We start from the raw sequence: 18,911 nt of genomic DNA, 5'->3' as shown, positions 1-18,911 counted from the left end.
CCGGGTGTCCTGGCGGCGTGATTCTCGCCACGCCCGAGGAACGTTTAGCTCAAATGAGCGCCCTGGTGAGGGTTTTCGAGTGACGCCACTTCTCAAATGATGGCACTGCGTGCCAGATGTGCGGACTTTGATCGATCGGCGCATCTCTCACCGGGCGTCACGAATCTCCGGTGGTGCATCGACGGAACGTCACCCCGTGTTCGAGAGGTGAACGCACCGACCGGGAGGGCCCCGGCGGCCCCTCACTTTCGATCTGCTGGCAGACGGGTGGTTGCGGCCGCACGATGGAGAAGCGGACACCACCGGACGCCTTTGATCTGGGTATGTTCCTGGCCGTCAGGGCACCCACCGCGTCCTCAAGGAGTCGAGACCCGTGTCGGGAAACAACGGTCCGAGGAAGTTCGTCTACGACTTCACCGAGGGCAACAAGGATCTGAAGGACCTGCTCGGTGGGAAAGGTGCGAACCTCGCCGAGATGACCAACCTCGGTCTGCCGGTCCCTCCCGGCTTCACCATCACCACCGAGGCGTGCAAGGTCTACCTCGACAGCGGCGTCGAACCCGCGGAACTCCGCGACGAGGTGAGCGCCCATCTCGCGTCCCTCGAAGCGCGGATGGGCAAGACCCTCGGCCAGGCCGACGACCCGCTCCTGGTCTCCGTACGCTCCGGCGCCAAGTTCTCGATGCCCGGCATGATGGACACCGTCCTCAACATCGGCCTCTCCGACGCCTCGGTCGTCGGACTCGCCGCGCAGGCGGGCGACGAGCGGTTCGCCTGGGACTCGTACCGCCGGCTCATCCAGATGTTCGGCAAGACCGTGCTCGGCGTCGGCGGCGACCTATTCGAAGAGGCGCTGGAGGACGCCAAGCGGGCCAAGAAGGTCGAGGTCGACACCGACCTCGGCGCCGAGGACCTCAGGAAGCTCGTCAAGACCTTCAAGCGGATCGTGAAGACCGAGGCCGGCCGCGACTTCCCGCAGGACGCCCGGGAGCAGATGGATCTGGCCATACACGCCGTCTTCCAGTCGTGGAACACCGACCGGGCCAAGCTCTACCGCCGCCAGGAGCGGATCCCCGGCGACCTCGGTACCGCCGTCAACATCTGCTCCATGGTCTTCGGCAACCTCGGACCCGACTCGGGCACCGGCGTCGCCTTCACCCGCGACCCGGCCAGCGGCCACCAGGGCGTCTACGGCGACTACTTGCAGAACGCGCAGGGCGAGGACGTCGTCGCGGGCATCCGCAACACCGTCGCGCTCGCCGAGCTCGCGTCCATCGACCGGACCTCGTACGACCAGCTGATGCAGATCATGGAGACGCTGGAGACCCACTACCGGGACCTCTGCGACATCGAGTTCACCATCGAGCGCGGCCAGTTGTGGATGCTCCAGACCCGCGTCGGCAAACGCACCGCCGGCGCCGCGTTCCGCATCGCCACCCAACTCGTCGACCAGGGACTCATCGACGAGGCCGAGGCGCTCCAGCGCGTCACCGGCGCCCAGCTCGCCCAGCTGATGTTCCCGCGCTTCGACGACACCGCGAAGACCAGGCTGCTCGGCCGGGGCATCGCCGCGTCCCCGGGCGCCGCCGTCGGCAAGGCCGTCTTCGACTCCTACACCGCGATCAAGTGGTCCCGCTCCGGAGAGAAGGTCATCCTCATCCGCCGCGAGACCAACCCCGACGACCTCGACGGCATGATCGCCGCCGAGGGCATCCTGACCTCGCGCGGCGGCAAGACCTCGCACGCCGCCGTCGTCGCCCGGGGCATGGGCAAGACCTGTGTATGCGGCGCCGAGGAGATCGAGGTCGACACCAAGCGGCGCCGGCTCACGGTGGGCGACACCGTCGTGGAGGAGGGCGACCTCGTCTCCGTCGACGGCTCCACCGGCAAGGTGTACCTCGGCGAGGTGCCCGTCGTACCGTCCCCGGTCGTCGAGTACTTCGAGGGCCGGATGCACGCGGGCGCCGACGACGCCGACGAACTCGTGGGCGCCGTCCACCGGGTCATGGCGTACGCCGACCGGATGCGCCGGCTGCGGGTACGGGCCAACGCCGACAACGCCGAAGACGCCCTGCGGGCCCGCCGGTTCGGCGCCCAGGGCATCGGCCTCTGCCGCACCGAGCACATGTTCCTCGGCGAGCGCCGCGTCCTCGTGGAGAAGCTGGTCCTCGCCGACACCGACGCCGAACGCGAGGCGGCCCTCGCCGAGCTGCTGCCGCTCCAGAAGGCCGACTTCATCGAGCTGTTCGAGTCGATGGACGGACTGCCCGTCACCGTACGGCTGCTGGACCCGCCGCTCCACGAGTTCCTGCCCGACATCACCGAACTCTCCGTCCGCGTCGCGCTCGCCGAGTCCCGCAAGGACGCCAACGAGAACGACCTCCGGCTCCTCCAGGCCGTGCACAAGCTCCACGAGCAGAACCCCATGCTGGGCCTGCGCGGGGTCCGCCTCGGGCTGGTCATCCCCGGCCTCTTCGCCATGCAGGTACGCGCCATCGCCGAGGCCGCCGCCCACCGGAAGAACGCCAAGGGCGACCCGCGCGCCGAGATCATGATCCCGCTCGTCGGCACGGTCCAGGAGCTGGAGATCGTCCGCGAGGAGGCGGACCAGGTCATCGCCGAGGTCCAGGCCGCCACCGGCACCGACCTCAAACTGACCATCGGCACCATGATCGAACTGCCCCGCGCCGCACTGACCGCAGGTCAGATCGCCGAGGCCGCGCAGTTCTTCTCCTTCGGCACCAACGACCTCACCCAGACGGTGTGGGGCTTCTCCCGCGACGACGTGGAGGCCTCCTTCTTCACCGCCTACCTGGAGAAGGGCATCTTCGGGGTCTCCCCCTTCGAGACCATCGACCAGGACGGCGTCGGCGCCCTGGTGCGCAGCGCCGTCGCGGCCGGCCGCGCCACCCGCCCCGACCTCAAGCTCGGCGTCTGCGGCGAGCACGGCGGCGACCCCGAGTCGGTGCACTTCTTCCACGAGGTCGGCCTCGACTACGTGTCCTGCTCGCCGTTCCGCATCCCGGTCGCCCGGCTGGAGGCGGGACGGGCCGCCGCCGCACCGAAGGGCGGGAACAGCACCGTCTGACCTGTCTCTTCACCCCTGACTTCCGGAGCCGCCACCCCGGGCCGCACCCGACCCTCGCCCAGGCCCGGGCGGCGCCTCCGGAACCGGAGCGGCGGCACCCTGTGCGGGGGTGCCGCCGCTCCTCCCGTGCGGGGCGGGGAGTTCAGTCGGTGGTGAAGACCAGCGCCGCGTTCTGGCCGCCGAAGCCGAAGGAGTTGGACGCGGCGGCGGAGAGCGCGACCTGGCGCGGGGCCCCGGTGACCACGTCCAGTTCGAGACCCTCGTCCTGGCGGGAGAGGTTGGCGGTCGGCGGGACGAGCTGCCGCTCCAGGGTGAGGACCGTCAGGGCCGCCTCGATGGCCCCGGCCGCGCCCAGCGAGTGGCCGAGGACGCTCTTGGGGGCGGTGACCGGCGGCGGCGTGCCGTCGAAGAGCCGGAGCAGTGCCCTCGCCTCGGCGGTGTCCCCGGCCTGGGTGGACGTGCCGTGCGCGTTGACGTGGCCGATGTCCGAGGGGGCGCAGCCGGCGTCGGCGAGCGCGGCCCGCAGGGCGCTTTCGGCACCCCGGCCCTCCGGGTGCGGGGCGACAGGGTGATGGGCGTCGCTGGTCGTGCCGAAGCCGCGCAGCAGGGCCCGGGTGTGCGCCCCCCGGGCCAGCGCGCGGTCGGGGCGTTCCAGGACGAGGACGGCGGCCCCCTCGGAGAGGACGAACCCGTCGCGGTCCGTGTCGAACGGGCGGGACGCCGCATCGGGCTCGCCCCGGGAGAGGGCCCGCATCTGGGTGAAGCAGGTGGCGGCCATCCGGGAACGCCCGGATTCGCTGCCCCCGGCCAGCACGATGTCGCACGCGCCGGAGGCGATCAGGCCGCGGGCGACACCGAGTGCGGTGGCTCCGGAGGCGCAGGCGCTGGTGACGGTGAAGTTGGGGCCGCGTACGCCGAGGTCGAGCGCGACCTCGGCGGCGGCCATGCTGGCCACGCTGCGGGGCAGTGCCAGGGGCGAGACCAGGTGCGGCCGGTCCTCGCCGAGCAGCGTGAACTCGCGTACGTAGGTCTCCATGCTGTTGCAGCTGACGCCGAGGACGACGCCGATCCGGTCGGCGTCCCAGGTGGCCGCGGAGAGCTTGGCGTCCGCCACGGCCTGACGGGCGGCCACCAGAGCGAGCTGGCAGAAACGGTCCAGCCGACGGGCCAGGCGGCGACCGAGGGCGGCCTCCGGGTCGAGATCGACCGGGCAGGAAAGGTCGACGGGAAGGCCGGCCAGCACGGGATCGCGCCGGGCGAGACTCTTGCCCGCGCACACGCCGTCCCAGGTCGCGGCGGCGGTCCCGCCGGCCGGGGTGATCATGCCGATGCCGGTGACGGCGGCCTCAGCCGGCATGGTGCGTCCCCTCGTTGGTGGTGGTGTGGTGGCGCACCGCGGGAACGGTGCCGGGCGGGGACGTGCGGGTGAGGGTCATCGGGAGGCTCTCGCGGTGGTGGTGAGCAGGCGGACGTGGTGGGGGAGGGCGATTCCGGCCATCGGCGCGGGATCCTGCGACGCGCCGGGGACGGTGTCGCCGGGCGCCGGGGCGTCGGCGAGGCGAAGGGACGGGAACCGGCTGAGCAGAGCCGGAAGGAACTCGCCCAGCTGAAGGCGGGCGAGGGCCGCGCCCAGGCAGTAGTGGACACCGACCCCGAAGGTCAGATGGGCGGTGGCGGCTGCCCGGGAGTCGCGGTTGGCGGCCGGGATCACCACGATCAGCCGCTGCTGGGCGGCGACGGGCACCCCCGCCAGCACGCAGCCACGGGTCGCGACACGGCCGACGACCGCGGCGGCCGGCCGGTTGCGCAGCACCTCCTCCACGGCCGCACCCATGTCCTCGGGCCGCCGGCGCAGCGCGGCCGTCAGCTCGGGGCTGCTCAGGACGGCGTACGCCGCGCTGGTCAGCGAGGACTGGACGGTCATGAAGCCGGTGACGAACAGCTGGGCGGTGTGCACCACGATGTCGTCGATCCCCACCCCGTCCGCCCGTGCGGCGGTCACCCAGGTGGAGAGGAAGTCCTTGCCGGGGCAACGCTCGCGCTCCTGGACTACCCGCAGGAAGTACGCGACCAGCGCGGAGTCCGCCGCGTCCGCGTCGTCCAGATCGGCCTCCGAGGGGAAGAGTTCGGCGGCGGCGGTCCAGCGGGCGGTCAGAGCCGCGAGCATCGGGGCGTCCTCGGCGGGCAGCGTGAGGACCTCGCACATGACCCGGGAGGGCAGCGGCCGGCTGATGTGCTCGGTCAGGTCGGCGGTGCCGTGGGCCGCGAGCGCCGCCCCCAGTTCGTTCAGGCCGCTGTGGATCAGGCCGGTCACCACGGGCCGCAGCTCGGCGAGTGCGGTGCGGTGGAAACCCTGGGCCAGGTGGGCCCGGAGCGCGGTGTGACGGGGCGGGTTGGCGTTGGGCAGGGAGGCCGCGTAGCTGACCGCGCTGCGGTGGTGGCGCCAGCCACCGGCGTGCGCGTCGCGCCAGGCGGTGTCCGGGAGGATGAACGCCGGGTCGCGCAGCACGTGGCGGCACTCCCGGAAGCCGGTGACGACGGCCGCGTTCAGCGCGGGTACGGGGATCACCGGGCCGAGCTCCCGCAGCCGGTCGAACACCGGGTACGGGTCGGCCTCGGTGCGCAGCAGGCGGAGCAGGCGCATCACCTGGCTCTGGGAGCCGGCGGCTTCGGGCTCGGTGGAGGACGGGGTGGCGGGGTAGGGCGACGGGGCGGTGGGGAGGACGGCGCTCATGGGGTTCGGTGCTTCCAGTGGTTCACGGGGAGCGGCGGGTGCGCCGCGCCGTTCGGTGCTTTCACGGGGTACGGCGGATCGCCGTTCGTGCGGTGTCCGGGGGTACGCGGGCGGGCGGGCGGGCGGTCCGGGGTGCGGCGAAGGGGGCCGGGGCGGCGAGCGGGTGCGGAGTGGTGCGGGCGTCGTGCGGTTCGGGGTCAGGGGGCCGTCAGGGCCAGGGCGCTGTTCTGGCCGCCGAGGGCGGTGGAGACGCACAGCGCGGTACGGGCCGCGCCGGGGCGGGGGACCTTGGCGACGAGGTCGATCCCGTCGGCGAAGGCCGGGTCCGGTTCGGTGAGGTTGGCGGTCGGCGGGATGGTCCGGCGGGCCAGGGTGAGCACGCTCAGTACGGCCTCGATGCCGCCCGAGCCCGCACCGGCGTGGCCGAGGGCGGCCTTGGTGGCGGTGACCGGCGGGCGGTGCGGCAGCACCCGGGCCAGCCAGGACGCCTCCGCCGCGTCGTTGGAGGGGGTCGCCGCGCCGTGGGCGTTGACGTGCTCCACGTCCTCCGGCAGCCAGCGGGCGTCGGCGAGCGCGGCGCGTACCGCCCGCTCGGCGCCCCGGCCCTCGGGGTGGACGGCGGCGATGTGGTGGGCGTCGCCCGCCGCCCCGTAACCGGACGTCCAGGCCAGCACCGGCGCGCGGCGGGCCCGGGCGTGCGCGGCGCGCTCCAGCACCAGGATTCCGGCGCCCTCGGAGACCACGAAGCCGTCCCGGCCGGCGCCGAAGGGGCGGGCCGCCTCGCGCGGGTCGCAGGACCGGGTGGAGAGGATGCCCAGCTGGGCGAAGGCGGTCACGGTGAGGGGGTGGCGGAGAGACTCGGAACCACCGGCCACCACGATGTCCAGGGCCCCGGAGCGCAGCAGGTCGCGGGCGACCCCGATGGCGGTCAGCCCGGAGGCACAGCCCGCGGAGGTCGCGAAGTTCGGTCCGGCCGCACCGAGATCGAGGGCGACCTCGGCCGCGCCGGCGCTGGGCAGGCTGCGGGGGAGCGCCATCGGCGGGACGGTCTCGGGGCGGCCGGCGGCGAGCTTGTCGCAGATGTCGATGAGGCCGTCGACGCTGGAGCCGCCCGTACCGATCACCACACCGACGCGGGCCGGGTCCCAGTCCCGCTCCGAAAGCCCCGCCATGGCCACTGCCTCGCGGGCGGCGACCACGCTGAGCTGCGTGTTCCGGTCCATCCTGCGGGCCAGGCGGCGGCCGAGCAGCGCGTCGGGGTCGAAGTCCGGTACGCGGCAGGAGATGTCCACCCGCAGTCCGGCCAGCAGCGGGTCGCGGGCGGCCGTGGACACCCCGGCCAGGGCGGCGCGCCAGCCGGCCTCCACGCCGATCCCGCCGGGCGTGACCAGGCCGAGGCCCGTCACGACCACACCGGCTCTCACGACTGCGCAGGCGTGACGAGCAGAGCCTGGTCGAGCGACGGTACGGGAGCCGGGGCCGCGGCCGTGGGGGCGGGCTGGTCGGCGGAGGGGGAGTGGGAGGGGGAGGGGGAATCGGAGGGCGTGGAGCCGGTGGTCGGGGGCCGGGCCTGGTCGAACACCTCGGCCATCTCCCCCAGGGTGCTGTCGGGGCTCATCTCGACGTCCTCCAGGCGCACCCCGGTGCTCTCGGTGATGATCACCGCAAGCTCGGCCAGGGAGAGGGAGTCCAGCTCCAGTTGACGGGCCGTGGCGTCGGGCCGCACCTGTTCCTCGTCGAGCCCGAACTCCTCGACCAGCAGTCTGCTCAGCATCTCGTACATCACGCCGTCCTCCGTGTCTTGTTTCTTGCGCAAACACAGTCGCCAACGATGCCAAGCCCTCCTGGTCACCCCGAAACAGCGATTCGCCAGGGTTGAGACGCAGGAGTCCCCGCCTACGGCCGGGTGGCGGGGGGTGGCGCGAACGGGGGTGGGGTGGCGCGAGGCCCCGGACGCCGTGTTCGACCGGGCGCCCGGGCCGGCGCCGAGGGGCGTTGTCAGTGGGCGCACGTATGTTCAGTCGTGTTCCGCTTCCGCCGTTGCGGAGCGGGCCCCCTCCCCCGTGCAAAAACCCCTTCGGGTCCACAAAACCCTTCGAGCGCAAAGGATATGACGTGTCGTCAGATGCGGAGAGGTCGAGCGTCGCGCGGGTGATCCCGCCCGCCCGGCCGCGCAGGCTCGCCAAGGTCCCGTTCGTCGAACTGGCCGACGGGCGGCTGCAGGGCGTGGTGTCCAGTGGGTCGGACATCGAGCGCGTCTATGTCTCGTCCGTCGAGACGCGGACCTTCGCCTACGCCTGCAGTACCAACAACAATCGCCCCTGCGGCGGGGCGCGCGGCGGCTTCTGCAACCACATACGTGCCCTGGTCAACGAATCCGTCCTCCAGTACGGCCCCGAGCGCGTGGCCCGGTACCTGAAGGCCGAGCCCGCCGACGGCGAGCCGAGCGCCCAGGGCATCACGGCCACCATGACGGCCGCCCGCCCCGGGCCGGCCGACAGCAAGGCCGCCGCGCCCGTCTTCAGCCGGTTCCTGCACCACCTGGCCTACCTCGAACTCGCGCCGACCACGCTGCCGTTGCCCGAGATGCAGTGGTTCCCGCCGACCCGCTCGACGACCGGGGAGGCGGCGTGATGCGGGCCGACCTGCTCGTCGAGGAGATCGACGGACTGGACGAGGCGCTGGCCGCCGTCGACTCCTTCGACCGGGTCCTGGTGACCGGCCTGCTCCGGCCGCGCCCCGCGCAGGCCGCCGCGCTGGCCGAGTTCGCCGACGCCCTCGCGGGGAGCCCGCTCGCCGCCCGGGTCGCCGAGGCGGCCGGGAAAGCCGCCTCCGGGGCGGCGGGCGAGGAGCACTTCACCGCCCTCGCCGCCGCCCGCGCCGCGCTGCTCGGCTCCGCGCACGACGCGCTGAGCGCCCGGGCGGCGGAGGCCACCGGCCGTACCACCGGCACGGTGACCGCCCCCACCTCCGAGCCGGGGGCGCCGGTGAACCTGCTGGTCGCCGCCCGTTCCTGGCTCTGCGACCTGGCGCGCTGCGGCTGGCAGGGCATCGACCACGAGGTGGTCTCCGGGGCCGCGCGGATCGTCTCCGCGATGCTCGACGACCCGGAACACCGCCGCCTGGCCGCCCTCCTGGACGGCTTCGCCGCCGAACTCGCCGCCTCCTGCCCCGGCGCCTCGCTGGAGCGTGTCCCGGTCCGGCGCTGGGCCGACCTCTGGACCAGGGCCATGCTGCTCACCCTGCCCGGCGCGGCCGACGCACCGGAGACCGTCCCGGTCACCGGCCGGCTGCTGCCGCTCGGGGTGGACCTGCAGGAGCACGCCACCGCCGTGCAGGCGCAGGTGCACGCGGTGTTCGAGCCCGCGGACGGCTCCACGCCCTACCTGGTCCGCGCGTCGGTGTCGGCGCCCAAGCCCGACTCGGTCGTCGGCGCCGGACTCTGGCAGCTGCTCCGCCCCCATCTCTCCCTCCTCGCGGCGGTCGGCGAGGGGCGCGCGATGGAGCTGACCGGCATGCCGGTCACCGCTGCGGGCGACCTGATCTGGAGCGACGCGCATGCCCGCCCCGGTGAGCCCGCGGACTCCTTCGCCACCGCCCGGGTCGCCCTGCCCGCCGCGACCGGCCGGGCGAGTGCCCCGCTGGACCGCCACCCCACGGCCGTCGCCGTCCCCGTCTTCCTCGACGGATACGCGGCAGCGGCCGAGGAGGACGGCTCGGTGGCGTTCACCCTCGCCGGAGGAGTCCTGAAGGCGGAGGTGGACCGGATACCGGCCGCCGGACCGCTCACCCCCGAGGCCGTCCTCGCGTCGGGGGCCTGCATCGGGCTGCTCCGCTGGGACGCGGGGGAGTTCCGCCTCCAGCCGCTCGCCGTGGAGACCCTCGTACGGAAGAAGGCGGTGGCGGTGCACGCCGGTGCCTGGGCCGGAGGCACCACCGACAAGGCCGGGATCAGGGCCGAGAAGGCCGCCACCGACGCGGCGGCCGTACTGCGCGAACGCGCCGGAAGGCTGCTGCGGAAATGACCGGACGGACGGACCACATCGGACAGCGCGGGGCCGCGGGAGCGACCGACATCGGACAGCGCGAGGCCGCGGGAGCGACCGACATCGGACAGCGCGAGGCCGCGGGAGCGACCGACATCGGACAGCGCGAGGCCGCGGGAGCGACCGACATCGCAGAGCGCGGGGCCGAAGGAGCGACGCGATCCTCCGACGCCCCGGACGACATGGGGCAGCGCGAGGCCGCGGGAGCCCTTCCGGGCGCCCCGGGAACCGAGGACGGCGGCTCTCCCGGCGCGGACTCCCAGGACAACCGCCGCCAGGTCCTCTACTGGCGCCTCCTCGCCCAGCTCTTCGACCCCGAGGAGCAGCCGGCGCTGGAGTCGGCGAGCCTCGCCGTGGTCGAGGACATCAGCCTGCCGCCCGCGCTGCTGGACCCGAAGGTCGCGGTCGACTCGGTCGTGCAGCGCCACCCGGGCCTGGCCGCCGAGTTCGACGGGCTGCTGGCGGAGGAGCCCGAGCCCGGAACGGGCGCCGTACCCGAGGACGGCACGGCGACGGAGGACGGCACCGCGACGGAGGGTGGCACGGCGACGGAGGACGGCCTCGCGCGCGGAGGGGACAGCTCGACGGAGGCGTCGGGGCGGGACCGGGCGGCCGAGGTGCGGCGCGCCGCGCTGGTGTCGAAGGTGCTGCTCAACGTGTTCGCGACGGGCAACGGCGCGGTCACCGCCGGGCAGTTGTCGCGCTGGCAGTCCGACGCGGGCTGGCTGGAGCGGGCGCTCGGCTGCGAGCCCGGCGCACTGCGCGGCGGACGCCCCACCGGACGCGCCGCCGGGGGCCCCGGTGTGAGCCCCACCGGATCGGGCGGCGGTACGACCCCCGACCTCAGCCGGTTGATCCCGGCGATCGGCCCCGAACTCGGCGCCATCGAAGCCGACCTCGTCCGACGCATGCGGCTGCGCGAGGTGCTCGCCGACCCGAAACTCGCCGCGCGGCTCACCCCGAGCATGTCGTTGATCGAACAGCTGCTGCGCGACAAGAACAACCTGGACGGCGTCGCCCTCGCCAACGCCAAGGCGCTGATCAGGCGGTTCGTGGACGAGGTCGCCGAGGTCCTGCGTACCCAGGTGGAGAAGGCCACCGTCGGGCCGCTGGACCGCTCGGTCCCGCCGAAGCGGGTCTACCGCAACCTCGACATCGACCGCACGATCTGGAAGAACCTCACCAACTGGAGCCCCGAGGAGGAGCGGCTCTACGTCGACCGCCTCTACTACCGCCACACCACCCGCAAGACGACGCCGCAGCGGCTGATCGTGGTGGTCGACCAGTCGGGTTCCATGGTCGACTCGATGGTCAACTGCACCATCCTGGCCTCGATCTTCGCCGGGCTCCCCAAGGTCGACGTCCACCTCGTCGCGTACGACACCAAGGCCCTCGACCTCACCCCGTGGGTGCACGACCCCTTCGAGACCCTGCTCCGCACCCAGCTCGGCGGCGGCACGGACGGCACGGTCGCCATGGCGCTGGCCCAGCCGAAGATCGCGGAGCCCCGCAACACCGTCGTGGTGTGGATCTCCGACTTCTACGAATGGCAGTGCGAACCGCTCTTCGAGAGCATGGCCGCCCTCCACCGCTCGGGCGTCAAGTTCATCCCGGTGGGCTCGGTCACCAGCTCGGGGCGCGGCAGCGTCAACCCCTGGTTCCGCGAACGCTTCAAGGACCTCGGGACACCGGTCCTCTCCGGCCACATCCGCAAGCTCGTCCACGAGCTGAAGAACTTCCTCACCTGAGCCCCGGCTCGGTAACCCCGTCTCTTCCGCCCGCGTACCCCCAGACCCGAGAAAGGCCCGACATGTCCGACCTGCTGCGCGCCCCCGCCGAGATCAAGTACGCCGAGGAGCTGGACTGGCTGGAATCGGTGGACGACGGCCCCAAGCCGTTCTCCTGGCGCCTGTCGCCGAAGATGGTCCGCCTCTTCATCCTCGGCTCCGAGCGCGCCGACGGCCTCGACCGGGAGATCGGCCAGAAGTGGTTCGGCGACCGCAGTTTCGTCGAGCGCTCCATCGTCACCCTCGCCTCCGACCGGGGCCTGCTGCTGATCGGCGACCCGGGCACCGGCAAGTCCTGGCTGGCCGAGCTGCTCTCCGCCGCCATCAGCCGCAACTCCACCCTGGTGGTGCAGGGCACGGCCGGCACCACCGAGGACCACATCAAGTACTCCTGGAACGTCTCCATGGTGATAGCCAAGGGCCAGTCCCGGGAGTCGATGATCCCCTCGCCGATCATGACCGCGATGGAGACCGGCACCATCGGCCGTTTCGAGGAGCTCACCCGCTCCACCAGCGACGTCCAGGACGCGCTGATCTCCATCCTCTCGGAGAAGTACGTCTCCGTTCCCGAACTGGAGAGCGGCGGCGACGGCGACAACATCGTCTTCGCCAAGCCCGGATTCTCGGTCATCGCCACCGCCAACAGCCGCGACCGGGGCGTCAACGACCTCTCGTCCGCGCTCAAGCGCCGCTTCAACTTCGTCCGCATCCCCGTGGTGACGAACAAGAAGAGCGAGGCGGAGATCGTCCGCTTCCGCACCGAGGAGCTGCTCCGCCGCCACCGGATCGAGCTGGACGTGCCGCCCACGCTGCTCGACGTGCTCCTCCAGAGCTTCGCCGACCTGCGCGCCTCCGCCGCCGCGGCGGGCAGCGACGACGAGAAGCTGGAGTCCGCGCTCTCCAGCGCCGAGCAGATCGGGGTGCTGGAGGACGCGATCCTGCACAGCAACTTCTTCGGGGAGCGGGAGCTCACCGCCCGTACCCTCGCCTCCTCGCTCGTCGGATCGCTGGTGCGGCGGGAGCCGGAGGACCTGGCCATCCTCAACAAGTACCTGCACGGAGTCGTCGAGCCGCGTGGCAAGGAGGAGGGCGGCGCCTGGCCCGAGTTCCTGGAGGGCGGCCGGGACGCGATCGCCACCCTGTCGTGACGGGCGCGAGCGACATGACCGATGCGAACGGAGCGAGGGAGGGGAACACCGTGCCGGAGACGGTCCCGGGGCAGACGGTCCCAGGGCAGACGGTGGCAGGGCAGACGGTGGCAGGGCAGAGGGTGACCGGGCAGACGGTCGCGGAGCGGCGGCGGGACACCGGTTTCGAGGCGCTGCGCGGGCAGTTGCGGGAGGCGGCGGCGTCCTTCGCGGACGGGCCGGACGCGCTGGAGGGCATCCTCCTCGGGCTGGTCGACGACGTGGACCGCGCGGTGCGCGAGCCGCTGGAGATCTTCCCGGTCTGCCACCACTCGCCCGCCTCGGCGACCGCGATGGCACGGCGGCTGCGGGAGAAGCAGCCCAAGGTCGTCTACCTGGAACTCTGCGAGGACATGGCGCCGCTCCTCACCGAGCTGCGCAACTGCCGGCTCCCGGTGGCGGTGCAGGCGTTCGCGAGCGACGCCGAGGGCTTCCCCGCCGCCTGGGCCCCGCTCTCGGTGGTCGCGCCGATCACCGAGGCGTCCGCGGAGTACCAGGCCATCGCCTACGCCCTGGACACCCCGGGCGTCGAGCTGGTCCTCGTCGACCGGTCCTCGGACCACGTCTTCCAGTGGCAGACGCGCGACGAGCACACCGACGGCGAAGGACCCGCCCCCGCCCCCGTCCCCGTCGCCGCCCCTGCCCCCGCCGCCGAGGAGGAGGCCGCGCTGCACGGTGACGCGGTCGGCGTGGAGATCGGCGACCTGCGCCCGCGCTTCGCCGAACTGGAGGAGCACCTGCTCCACCACGGCCGGGTACGGCACTGGTCGGAGTGGTGGCACCAGTACGTCGAACTCCCGCTCGGCGACAGCGACCACGACACGTACCGGCAGGTCATGCTGCTGATCGGCAGCCTGTTCCGGCGGCTGGCGCCCGAGGACGCCGGGCGCACCCGGGTGGACGAGGACCGCGAGCGGTACATGTGGACCCGGATGAGGGAGCACCTGGCCGCGACCGGTACCGACCCGGACGACTGCCTCTACGTCTGCGGCGCGTTCCACGCGGTCAGCCGGGTCGCCGAGTTCGGTGTCGCGGGTGCCGGCGGCTTCGAGATCACCCCGCCGAGCGACAGCGTCTGGAGTTACGGCCTCATCCCGTCCAGCCACACCGCCATCGAGGCGCAGTTCGGTCTCGCCGCCGGCTCGGTGTCGATCGCCGCGACCCAGTGGACGAAGAACCTCAAGCGCACCCGGGTGAAGCCCTTCCGGCTCGCGGGCCAGGACGGCACGAAGAAGTCAGGGCGGACGGTGGTGAAGGTACCGGCACCGGTCGACGCACCGGACACCGTCCCCGACCGGCTCTCCGGATTCCTGCGGCTGCCGCCCGTACTCGACGGCCTGGACGAGGCCGAACTCCTCGGCTGGTCCGTGGAGATCGTGCGCGCGGCACGCCGCAACGGCTACCTCGCCTCCACCGCCGACGCCATCGCCGTCTTCGAGACCTCGATCCTGCTGGCCGGGATGCGCGACCGCGCCCGCCCCACCCCGTACGACTTCCAGGACGCGGCCGTCACCTGCATCGAGAAGGACGCCGTCCCCGGGCGCCGGGACGTGCGCCGGCTCGTGGAGATCATGATGGGCGGCGACCGGATCGGCCGGGTCGGCTACGACTCGCTGCCGCCGCTCGCCCGCGACGTGCACGACCGGCTCGCCCCGCTGGGGCTCGACCTCCAGCAGCGCGGGGTGCGCCGGGCGCTGCTCGACATCAGCTCCCGCCCGGAGCTGGAGCGCTGCTCCGACGTGCTGTGGATGCTGCGCCGGCTGATGCCCGAGGGCACCGCCCGGCCGATCATGGGCGAGCGGCGGCTCGGCGAGCGCTCCCTCCAGGAGTCCTGGGACCTCGCCCTCGGCACCAACCAACGCGCGCTGATCGAGCTGGGTTACGAGGGCGTCAGCATCGAACAGGTCCTGGAGCAGCGGCTGCGGCGGGACGCGTTCGCCCCGCAGGCGACGACCGCGACCGTGCTCCGGGCGGTGGAGGACGCCACGCTCCACCTGCGCGGCGGACGCCTCGCCGCCGAACTCGGCGCCCGCGCCCTGGAGGTGCTGACCACCGAGCGCGGCGTGGACGGCGCCCCCGAGGTGCTGCTCCGGGTGCGCCGGCTGCTGGCGTACTACCGCACCGGCGAACCGGTGCTGCCGCCGTGGATCGAGTCCTTCGTCAAGGCCGGGTACGCCCACTACTGCACCCTGCTGCCGACCGCCTTCCACGACGAGGACGCCACCGGCCGCCAGGTCGCCGCCACGCTCGGCTTCCTCTTCTCCATGGAGGGGCTGGCGCTCTCCCTCGGCTGCGACCGGACCCAGCTGGAGCTGGCCCTCGCCCAGTCGCACCCCGAGGAGCCGTCCCGGGTGGCGCTGCTCTGGGCCGCCCAGGTGCACCTCGGGCAGCTCTCCCGTCAGGAGCTGCGCGCGCGGTGCGACGGGCTGCTGGCCAACCCCCTGGTGGTACCCGCCTATCCGCGCTACCTCAGCGGCTTCCTGCACGCCCTGGAGCCGGTGCCGCACCTCGCCGACTTCGTGGTGGAAGCCGTGTCGAACGCCTTCGCGCGCCTCCCCGACCGGGTGCTGCTGCCCTGGCTGCCGACGCTCATCACCACGCTGCGCGCCGAGGGCGCCGACCTCGCTCCGCTGCTGATCCGGGAAGCCGGACGGATCTTCCCGGGCCGGCTCGACGCGCTGGACGCCTTCGTACCGCCGTGGCGCGAGCCGGCCGCCCCGGACGCGGCGGTGCCCCGGCGCCCCGGAGCCGGTGGCGGAGCGCGCACGGGCGTCGCGCTGCTCGCCGCGCACCCGGCGACCTGCGACGCGGTGGCCGCGCTGCTGGGCTGCGACGGTACGTGGCAGCCGGCCGGCCCCGCCCCGGCGGGCGCCGCACTCCTCGCCCGGCACCCGGAGGCGGCCGGAGCACTGGAGGCGCTGCTGGCCGGAGCGTGACACGGCCGGGCGTTACGCGAACGGGCGTGACACCACCGGACCGGCCCGCGATCCCTCCGGGGCGCGGGCCGGTCCGGGGAGCGGGGCCCGGTGGCGTGCCTCGCGGCGCTGCCGCCGACAGCCGCACCGAGTGCCTCATTGCGGCAACATGAATATTTTTCCGGGAGGTTGACGAAAAAATTCCGGCCTCCCCATGCTGGAGTCCATGCACTCCCACAGAGGCCCCCTCGCACAGCTGAGGCGGGGCCACGAAGAGCGCGTGCTCGGACTGCTGCGCCGGCACGGACAGTTGAGCCGCGCCGAGCTGGGGCGGCTCTCGGGGCTCTCGCGCACCACCCTGTACGACATCGTGGCGACCCTGGTCGCGGGCGGGGCCGTGGTCCCCGGCGCGGCCGACCCCGGGCCGCGCAAACGCGGCCGTCCGGTCGAGCACCTGACCCTCGACCCGGCCGCCGGGCAGGCGCTCGGCATCGACTTCGCGCGCCGCTCGGTCCACGTGGCCGCCGCCAACGTCGCGCACGAGATGATCGGTTCGGCCAGCCTCCCGCACCCGCCGGACCTCCCCTGGGAGGGCCGCGTCGACCTCGCCGAGAAGCTGGTCGCCTCGCTGGCCGACGGGGCACTGCGGCTCTCCGCCCTCGGTGCCACCGGGGCGGTCGGGGTGGGCGTCGTCGGGCCGGTGCGCCGTACGGAGACCGAGGACGCGCGGGCGGCGGAAGGCCACCGGATCACCCGGCCGGGCGGGGGCCACGGCGGCACGCTCACCGACCTCGTGGAGCTGCTGACGACCCGCTTCGGCGCCCCCGTCCTCATCGACAACAACACCCGCCTGGCCGCCCTCGCCGAAGCCACCTGGGGCGCCGCGGCCGGCAGCCGCGACGTGCTCTACCTGCGGCTCTCGCACGGCGTCGGCGGCGGCCTGGTCGTCAACGGCGCCCTGCACCGGGGCGTCGACGGGCTGGCGGGCGAACTCGGCCACATCACCGCCGACCCGTCCGGCGGCCCCTGCGAATGCGGCGGCACCGGATGCCTGGAGACCGTCGCCTCGATCGGCGCCGTGCTCACCGCCTACCGCGAACAGGGCGGCACCGCACGGGACTTCACCGCGTTCCTGGCGTCGCTGGAGGGCGGCGACAAGGCCGCCGAGGAGGTGCTGCGCCGGGCCGGGACCCTCGTCGGAGCCGTACTCGCCTCGGTCGTGGGCGCCCTCGGCCCCAGCACCATCGTGCTCGGCGGGGAACTCGCCGAGGCCGGCGACGCGCTGCTCGGCCCGGTCGCCGAGGCGCTCGACGCCCACGTCCTGCCGCTCGCCCGGGGCCGCGTGACGCTGCGCCCCGCCGCGCTCGGCGAAGCGGGCGGCGCGCACGGCGGCGTCGCCCTGGCCCTGCACGAATCGCCGCTGCTCGCCCGCTACCCGGGCCCGGCACTCCCCGAGGACGACGACGCATGACATCCCCCTTCCAGCCCCTCGTCAAGGACACCCGCACCCCCGCGGACCTCGTGGCCGAAGAACCCGGCGCCCCCGCACCCGTCCCGCCGGGCGAGCGCGCGGCCCGTACAGGAAAGCGCGGCGGACGGTCCTTCCTCTCCTCGCTCGGGCTCAACCTGATCGCGCTGGCCGTGGGACTCGGTGCCTGGGCGCTGCTCAACCCGCTCGGGTTCGACACCGTGCCGGGACCCGGCGAGGTCGCCTCCCGGGCGGGCGAGCTGGTCGCCGACGGCACCCTCGCCGACGACGCCCTCGCCAGCGTGCGCCGGGTGCTGACCGGCTTCGCGCTGGGCACCCTGGCCGCCGTACCGGTCGGGTTCCTCATGGGCTGGTACCCGGTGGCCCGGGGGCTGCTGGAGCCGTACGTCCAGTTCTTCCGCACCGTCCCGCCGCTGGCGCTGATCCCGCTCACCATCGTGCTGATGGGCATCGGTGAGACCCCCAAGATCTTCGTCATCTTGCTCGCCGCCTTCCTCTCCAGCGTGGTCGCCGCCTTCCAGGGCGTCGTCGGGGTCGACCGCACCCTGATCGACGCGGCGCGGGTGCTCGGCGCGAAGGACGGGACGATCTTCCTCAAGGTCGTCGTACCGGCGTCCGCGCCGTTCATCCTGGTCGGCATGCGGATCGGCCTCGGCTCCGCCTGGGGAACCCTGGTCGCCGCCGAACTCATCGCCGCCCCCGAGGGCCTGGGATTCCGCATGCAGCAGGCCCAGCTCTACTACGACCTCCCCACCATCTTCGTCGGGCTGATCTCCATCGGCGTGCTCGGCCTGCTGATGGACCGCCTGCTCCTCGTCGCCGAACGACGCCTCACCCACTGGCAGGAAACCCGATGAACGCCAAGATCTCCTTCCGCGGGGTCTCCCGGACCTACCCCGTCAAGAACGCGGTCTTCACCGCGCTCGACGACGTCTCGCTGGACATCGGCGACGAGGAGTTCGTCACCGTCGTCGGCCCCTCCGGCTGCGGCAAGAGCACCCTGCTGAACCTGGCCGCCGGACTCGCCGAGCCCACCTCCGGCACCGTCCTGGTCGACGGGAAGCCGGTCACCGGACCCGGCCCCGAACGCGGCGTGATCTTCCAGCAGTACGCCCTGTTCCCCTGGCTGACCGTGCGCGGAAACGTCGAGTTCGGGCTCAAGCTCGCCTCCGTACCGGCCGCCGAACGCAAGCTCCGCGCCCAGCGGGCCATCGAACTCGTCGGCCTCGGCGACTTCGCGGACGCCCTGCCCAAGACGCTCTCCGGCGGCATGAAGCAGCGCTGCGCCATCGCCCGCGCCTACGCCGTCGACCCCCAAGTGCTGCTGATGGACGAACCGTTCGGCGCGCTGGACGCGCTGACCCGGGTGCAGTTGCAGGACCAGCTGCTGGACACCTGGAGCCGCGACCGGCGGACCGTCCTCTTCATCACCCACGACGTCGACGAGGCCGTCTACCTCGCCGGACGCGTCATCGTGATGGCCGCCCGGCCGGGCCGCATCCACCGGGTCATCGACGTCGGCCTCCCCTACCCGCGCACCGAGGCGGTCCGGCTCTCACCCGAGTTCGCCGACATCCGCAACGCCGTCTGGCAGGCCGTCTACCACCAGCCCCCGGCGCCCGCCGCCGTCTGACCCGTCCGCGCGGGCCCCCGTTTCCTCCCGTA

At 73.3% G+C, this 18,911-nt stretch carries 13 protein-coding genes; 9 read left to right on the top strand and 4 right to left on the bottom strand.

Annotated features, from left to right (window positions below):
• Positions 1-373 precede the first annotated feature (373 nt).
• Entirely contained in the window at positions 374-3,088 is a 2,715-nt protein-coding gene (gene ppdK, locus OG599_RS10570; protein WP_327175723.1) for a pyruvate, phosphate dikinase, read from the top strand.
• A gap of 142 nt (positions 3,089-3,230) precedes the next feature.
• On the opposite strand, the gene OG599_RS10565 is transcribed toward ppdK, so the two are convergent.
• The 4 genes from OG599_RS10565 to OG599_RS10550 form a co-directional block, all read right to left on the bottom strand.
• Positions 3,231-4,445 (bottom strand): beta-ketoacyl-[acyl-carrier-protein] synthase family protein, encoded by a 1,215-nt coding sequence (locus tag OG599_RS10565; RefSeq protein WP_327175722.1) that lies wholly within the window; start codon positions 4,443-4,445, stop codon positions 3,231-3,233.
• 75 nt (positions 4,446-4,520) lie between these two features.
• On the bottom strand, positions 4,521-5,822 hold the full coding sequence (locus OG599_RS10560; protein ID WP_327175721.1) for a cytochrome P450: 1,302 nt from the start codon (positions 5,820-5,822) through the stop codon (positions 4,521-4,523).
• A gap of 197 nt (positions 5,823-6,019) precedes the next feature.
• Positions 6,020-7,228, bottom strand: coding sequence for a beta-ketoacyl-[acyl-carrier-protein] synthase family protein (locus OG599_RS10555; protein WP_327175720.1), 1,209 nt, complete (start codon positions 7,226-7,228; stop codon positions 6,020-6,022).
• A 14-nt stretch (positions 7,229-7,242) separates the two neighbouring features.
• On the bottom strand, positions 7,243-7,605 hold the full coding sequence (locus OG599_RS10550; protein WP_327175719.1) for an acyl carrier protein: 363 nt from the start codon (positions 7,603-7,605) through the stop codon (positions 7,243-7,245).
• A 332-nt stretch (positions 7,606-7,937) separates the two neighbouring features.
• Here OG599_RS10550 and OG599_RS10545 point away from each other — a divergent pair, with 332 nt between their 5' ends.
• From OG599_RS10545 to OG599_RS10510, 8 genes are all read left to right on the top strand, one after another.
• Positions 7,938-8,456 carry a hypothetical protein gene (locus tag OG599_RS10545; protein WP_327175718.1) on the top strand — a complete coding sequence of 173 codons (519 nt, stop codon included), beginning with the start codon at positions 7,938-7,940 and terminating at the stop codon, positions 8,454-8,456.
• Positions 8,456-9,847, top strand: coding sequence for a hypothetical protein (locus OG599_RS10540; protein ID WP_327179989.1), 1,392 nt, complete (start codon positions 8,456-8,458; stop codon positions 9,845-9,847). The genes OG599_RS10545 and OG599_RS10540 overlap by 1 nt, the downstream gene beginning before the upstream one ends.
• Before the next feature lie 203 nt (positions 9,848-10,050).
• Positions 10,051-11,616 (top strand): VWA domain-containing protein, encoded by a 1,566-nt coding sequence (locus tag OG599_RS10535; RefSeq protein WP_442809668.1) that lies wholly within the window; start codon positions 10,051-10,053, stop codon positions 11,614-11,616.
• A gap of 62 nt (positions 11,617-11,678) precedes the next feature.
• Positions 11,679-12,803, top strand: a complete 1,125-nt coding sequence (locus OG599_RS10530; protein WP_327175716.1) for an ATP-binding protein — start codon at positions 11,679-11,681, stop codon at positions 12,801-12,803.
• A gap of 122 nt (positions 12,804-12,925) precedes the next feature.
• A complete protein-coding gene (locus OG599_RS10525; RefSeq protein WP_327175715.1) occupies positions 12,926-15,778 on the top strand; it encodes a hypothetical protein in 2,853 nt (950 codons plus the stop codon).
• A gap of 193 nt (positions 15,779-15,971) precedes the next feature.
• The gene (locus tag OG599_RS10520; protein WP_327175714.1) at positions 15,972-17,228 is read left to right on the top strand and encodes an ROK family protein; all 1,257 of its coding nucleotides are present in this window, start codon (positions 15,972-15,974) and stop codon (positions 17,226-17,228) included.
• Positions 17,225-18,103 (top strand): ABC transporter permease, encoded by an 879-nt coding sequence (locus OG599_RS10515; protein ID WP_327175713.1) that lies wholly within the window; start codon positions 17,225-17,227, stop codon positions 18,101-18,103. The genes OG599_RS10520 and OG599_RS10515 overlap by 4 nt, the downstream gene beginning before the upstream one ends.
• Entirely contained in the window at positions 18,100-18,879 is a 780-nt protein-coding gene (locus OG599_RS10510) for an ABC transporter ATP-binding protein (protein ID WP_327175712.1), read from the top strand. The genes OG599_RS10515 and OG599_RS10510 overlap by 4 nt, the downstream gene beginning before the upstream one ends.
• The last annotated feature ends 32 nt before the right edge of the window (positions 18,880-18,911 follow it).

This window comes from Streptomyces sp. NBC_01335, from assembly GCF_035953295.1.
Taxonomy (GTDB): domain Bacteria; phylum Actinomycetota; class Actinomycetes; order Streptomycetales; family Streptomycetaceae; genus Streptomyces.
Note: the sequence above shows the minus strand (reverse complement) of the source record. Positions and strands in the feature narration are given on the sequence as shown.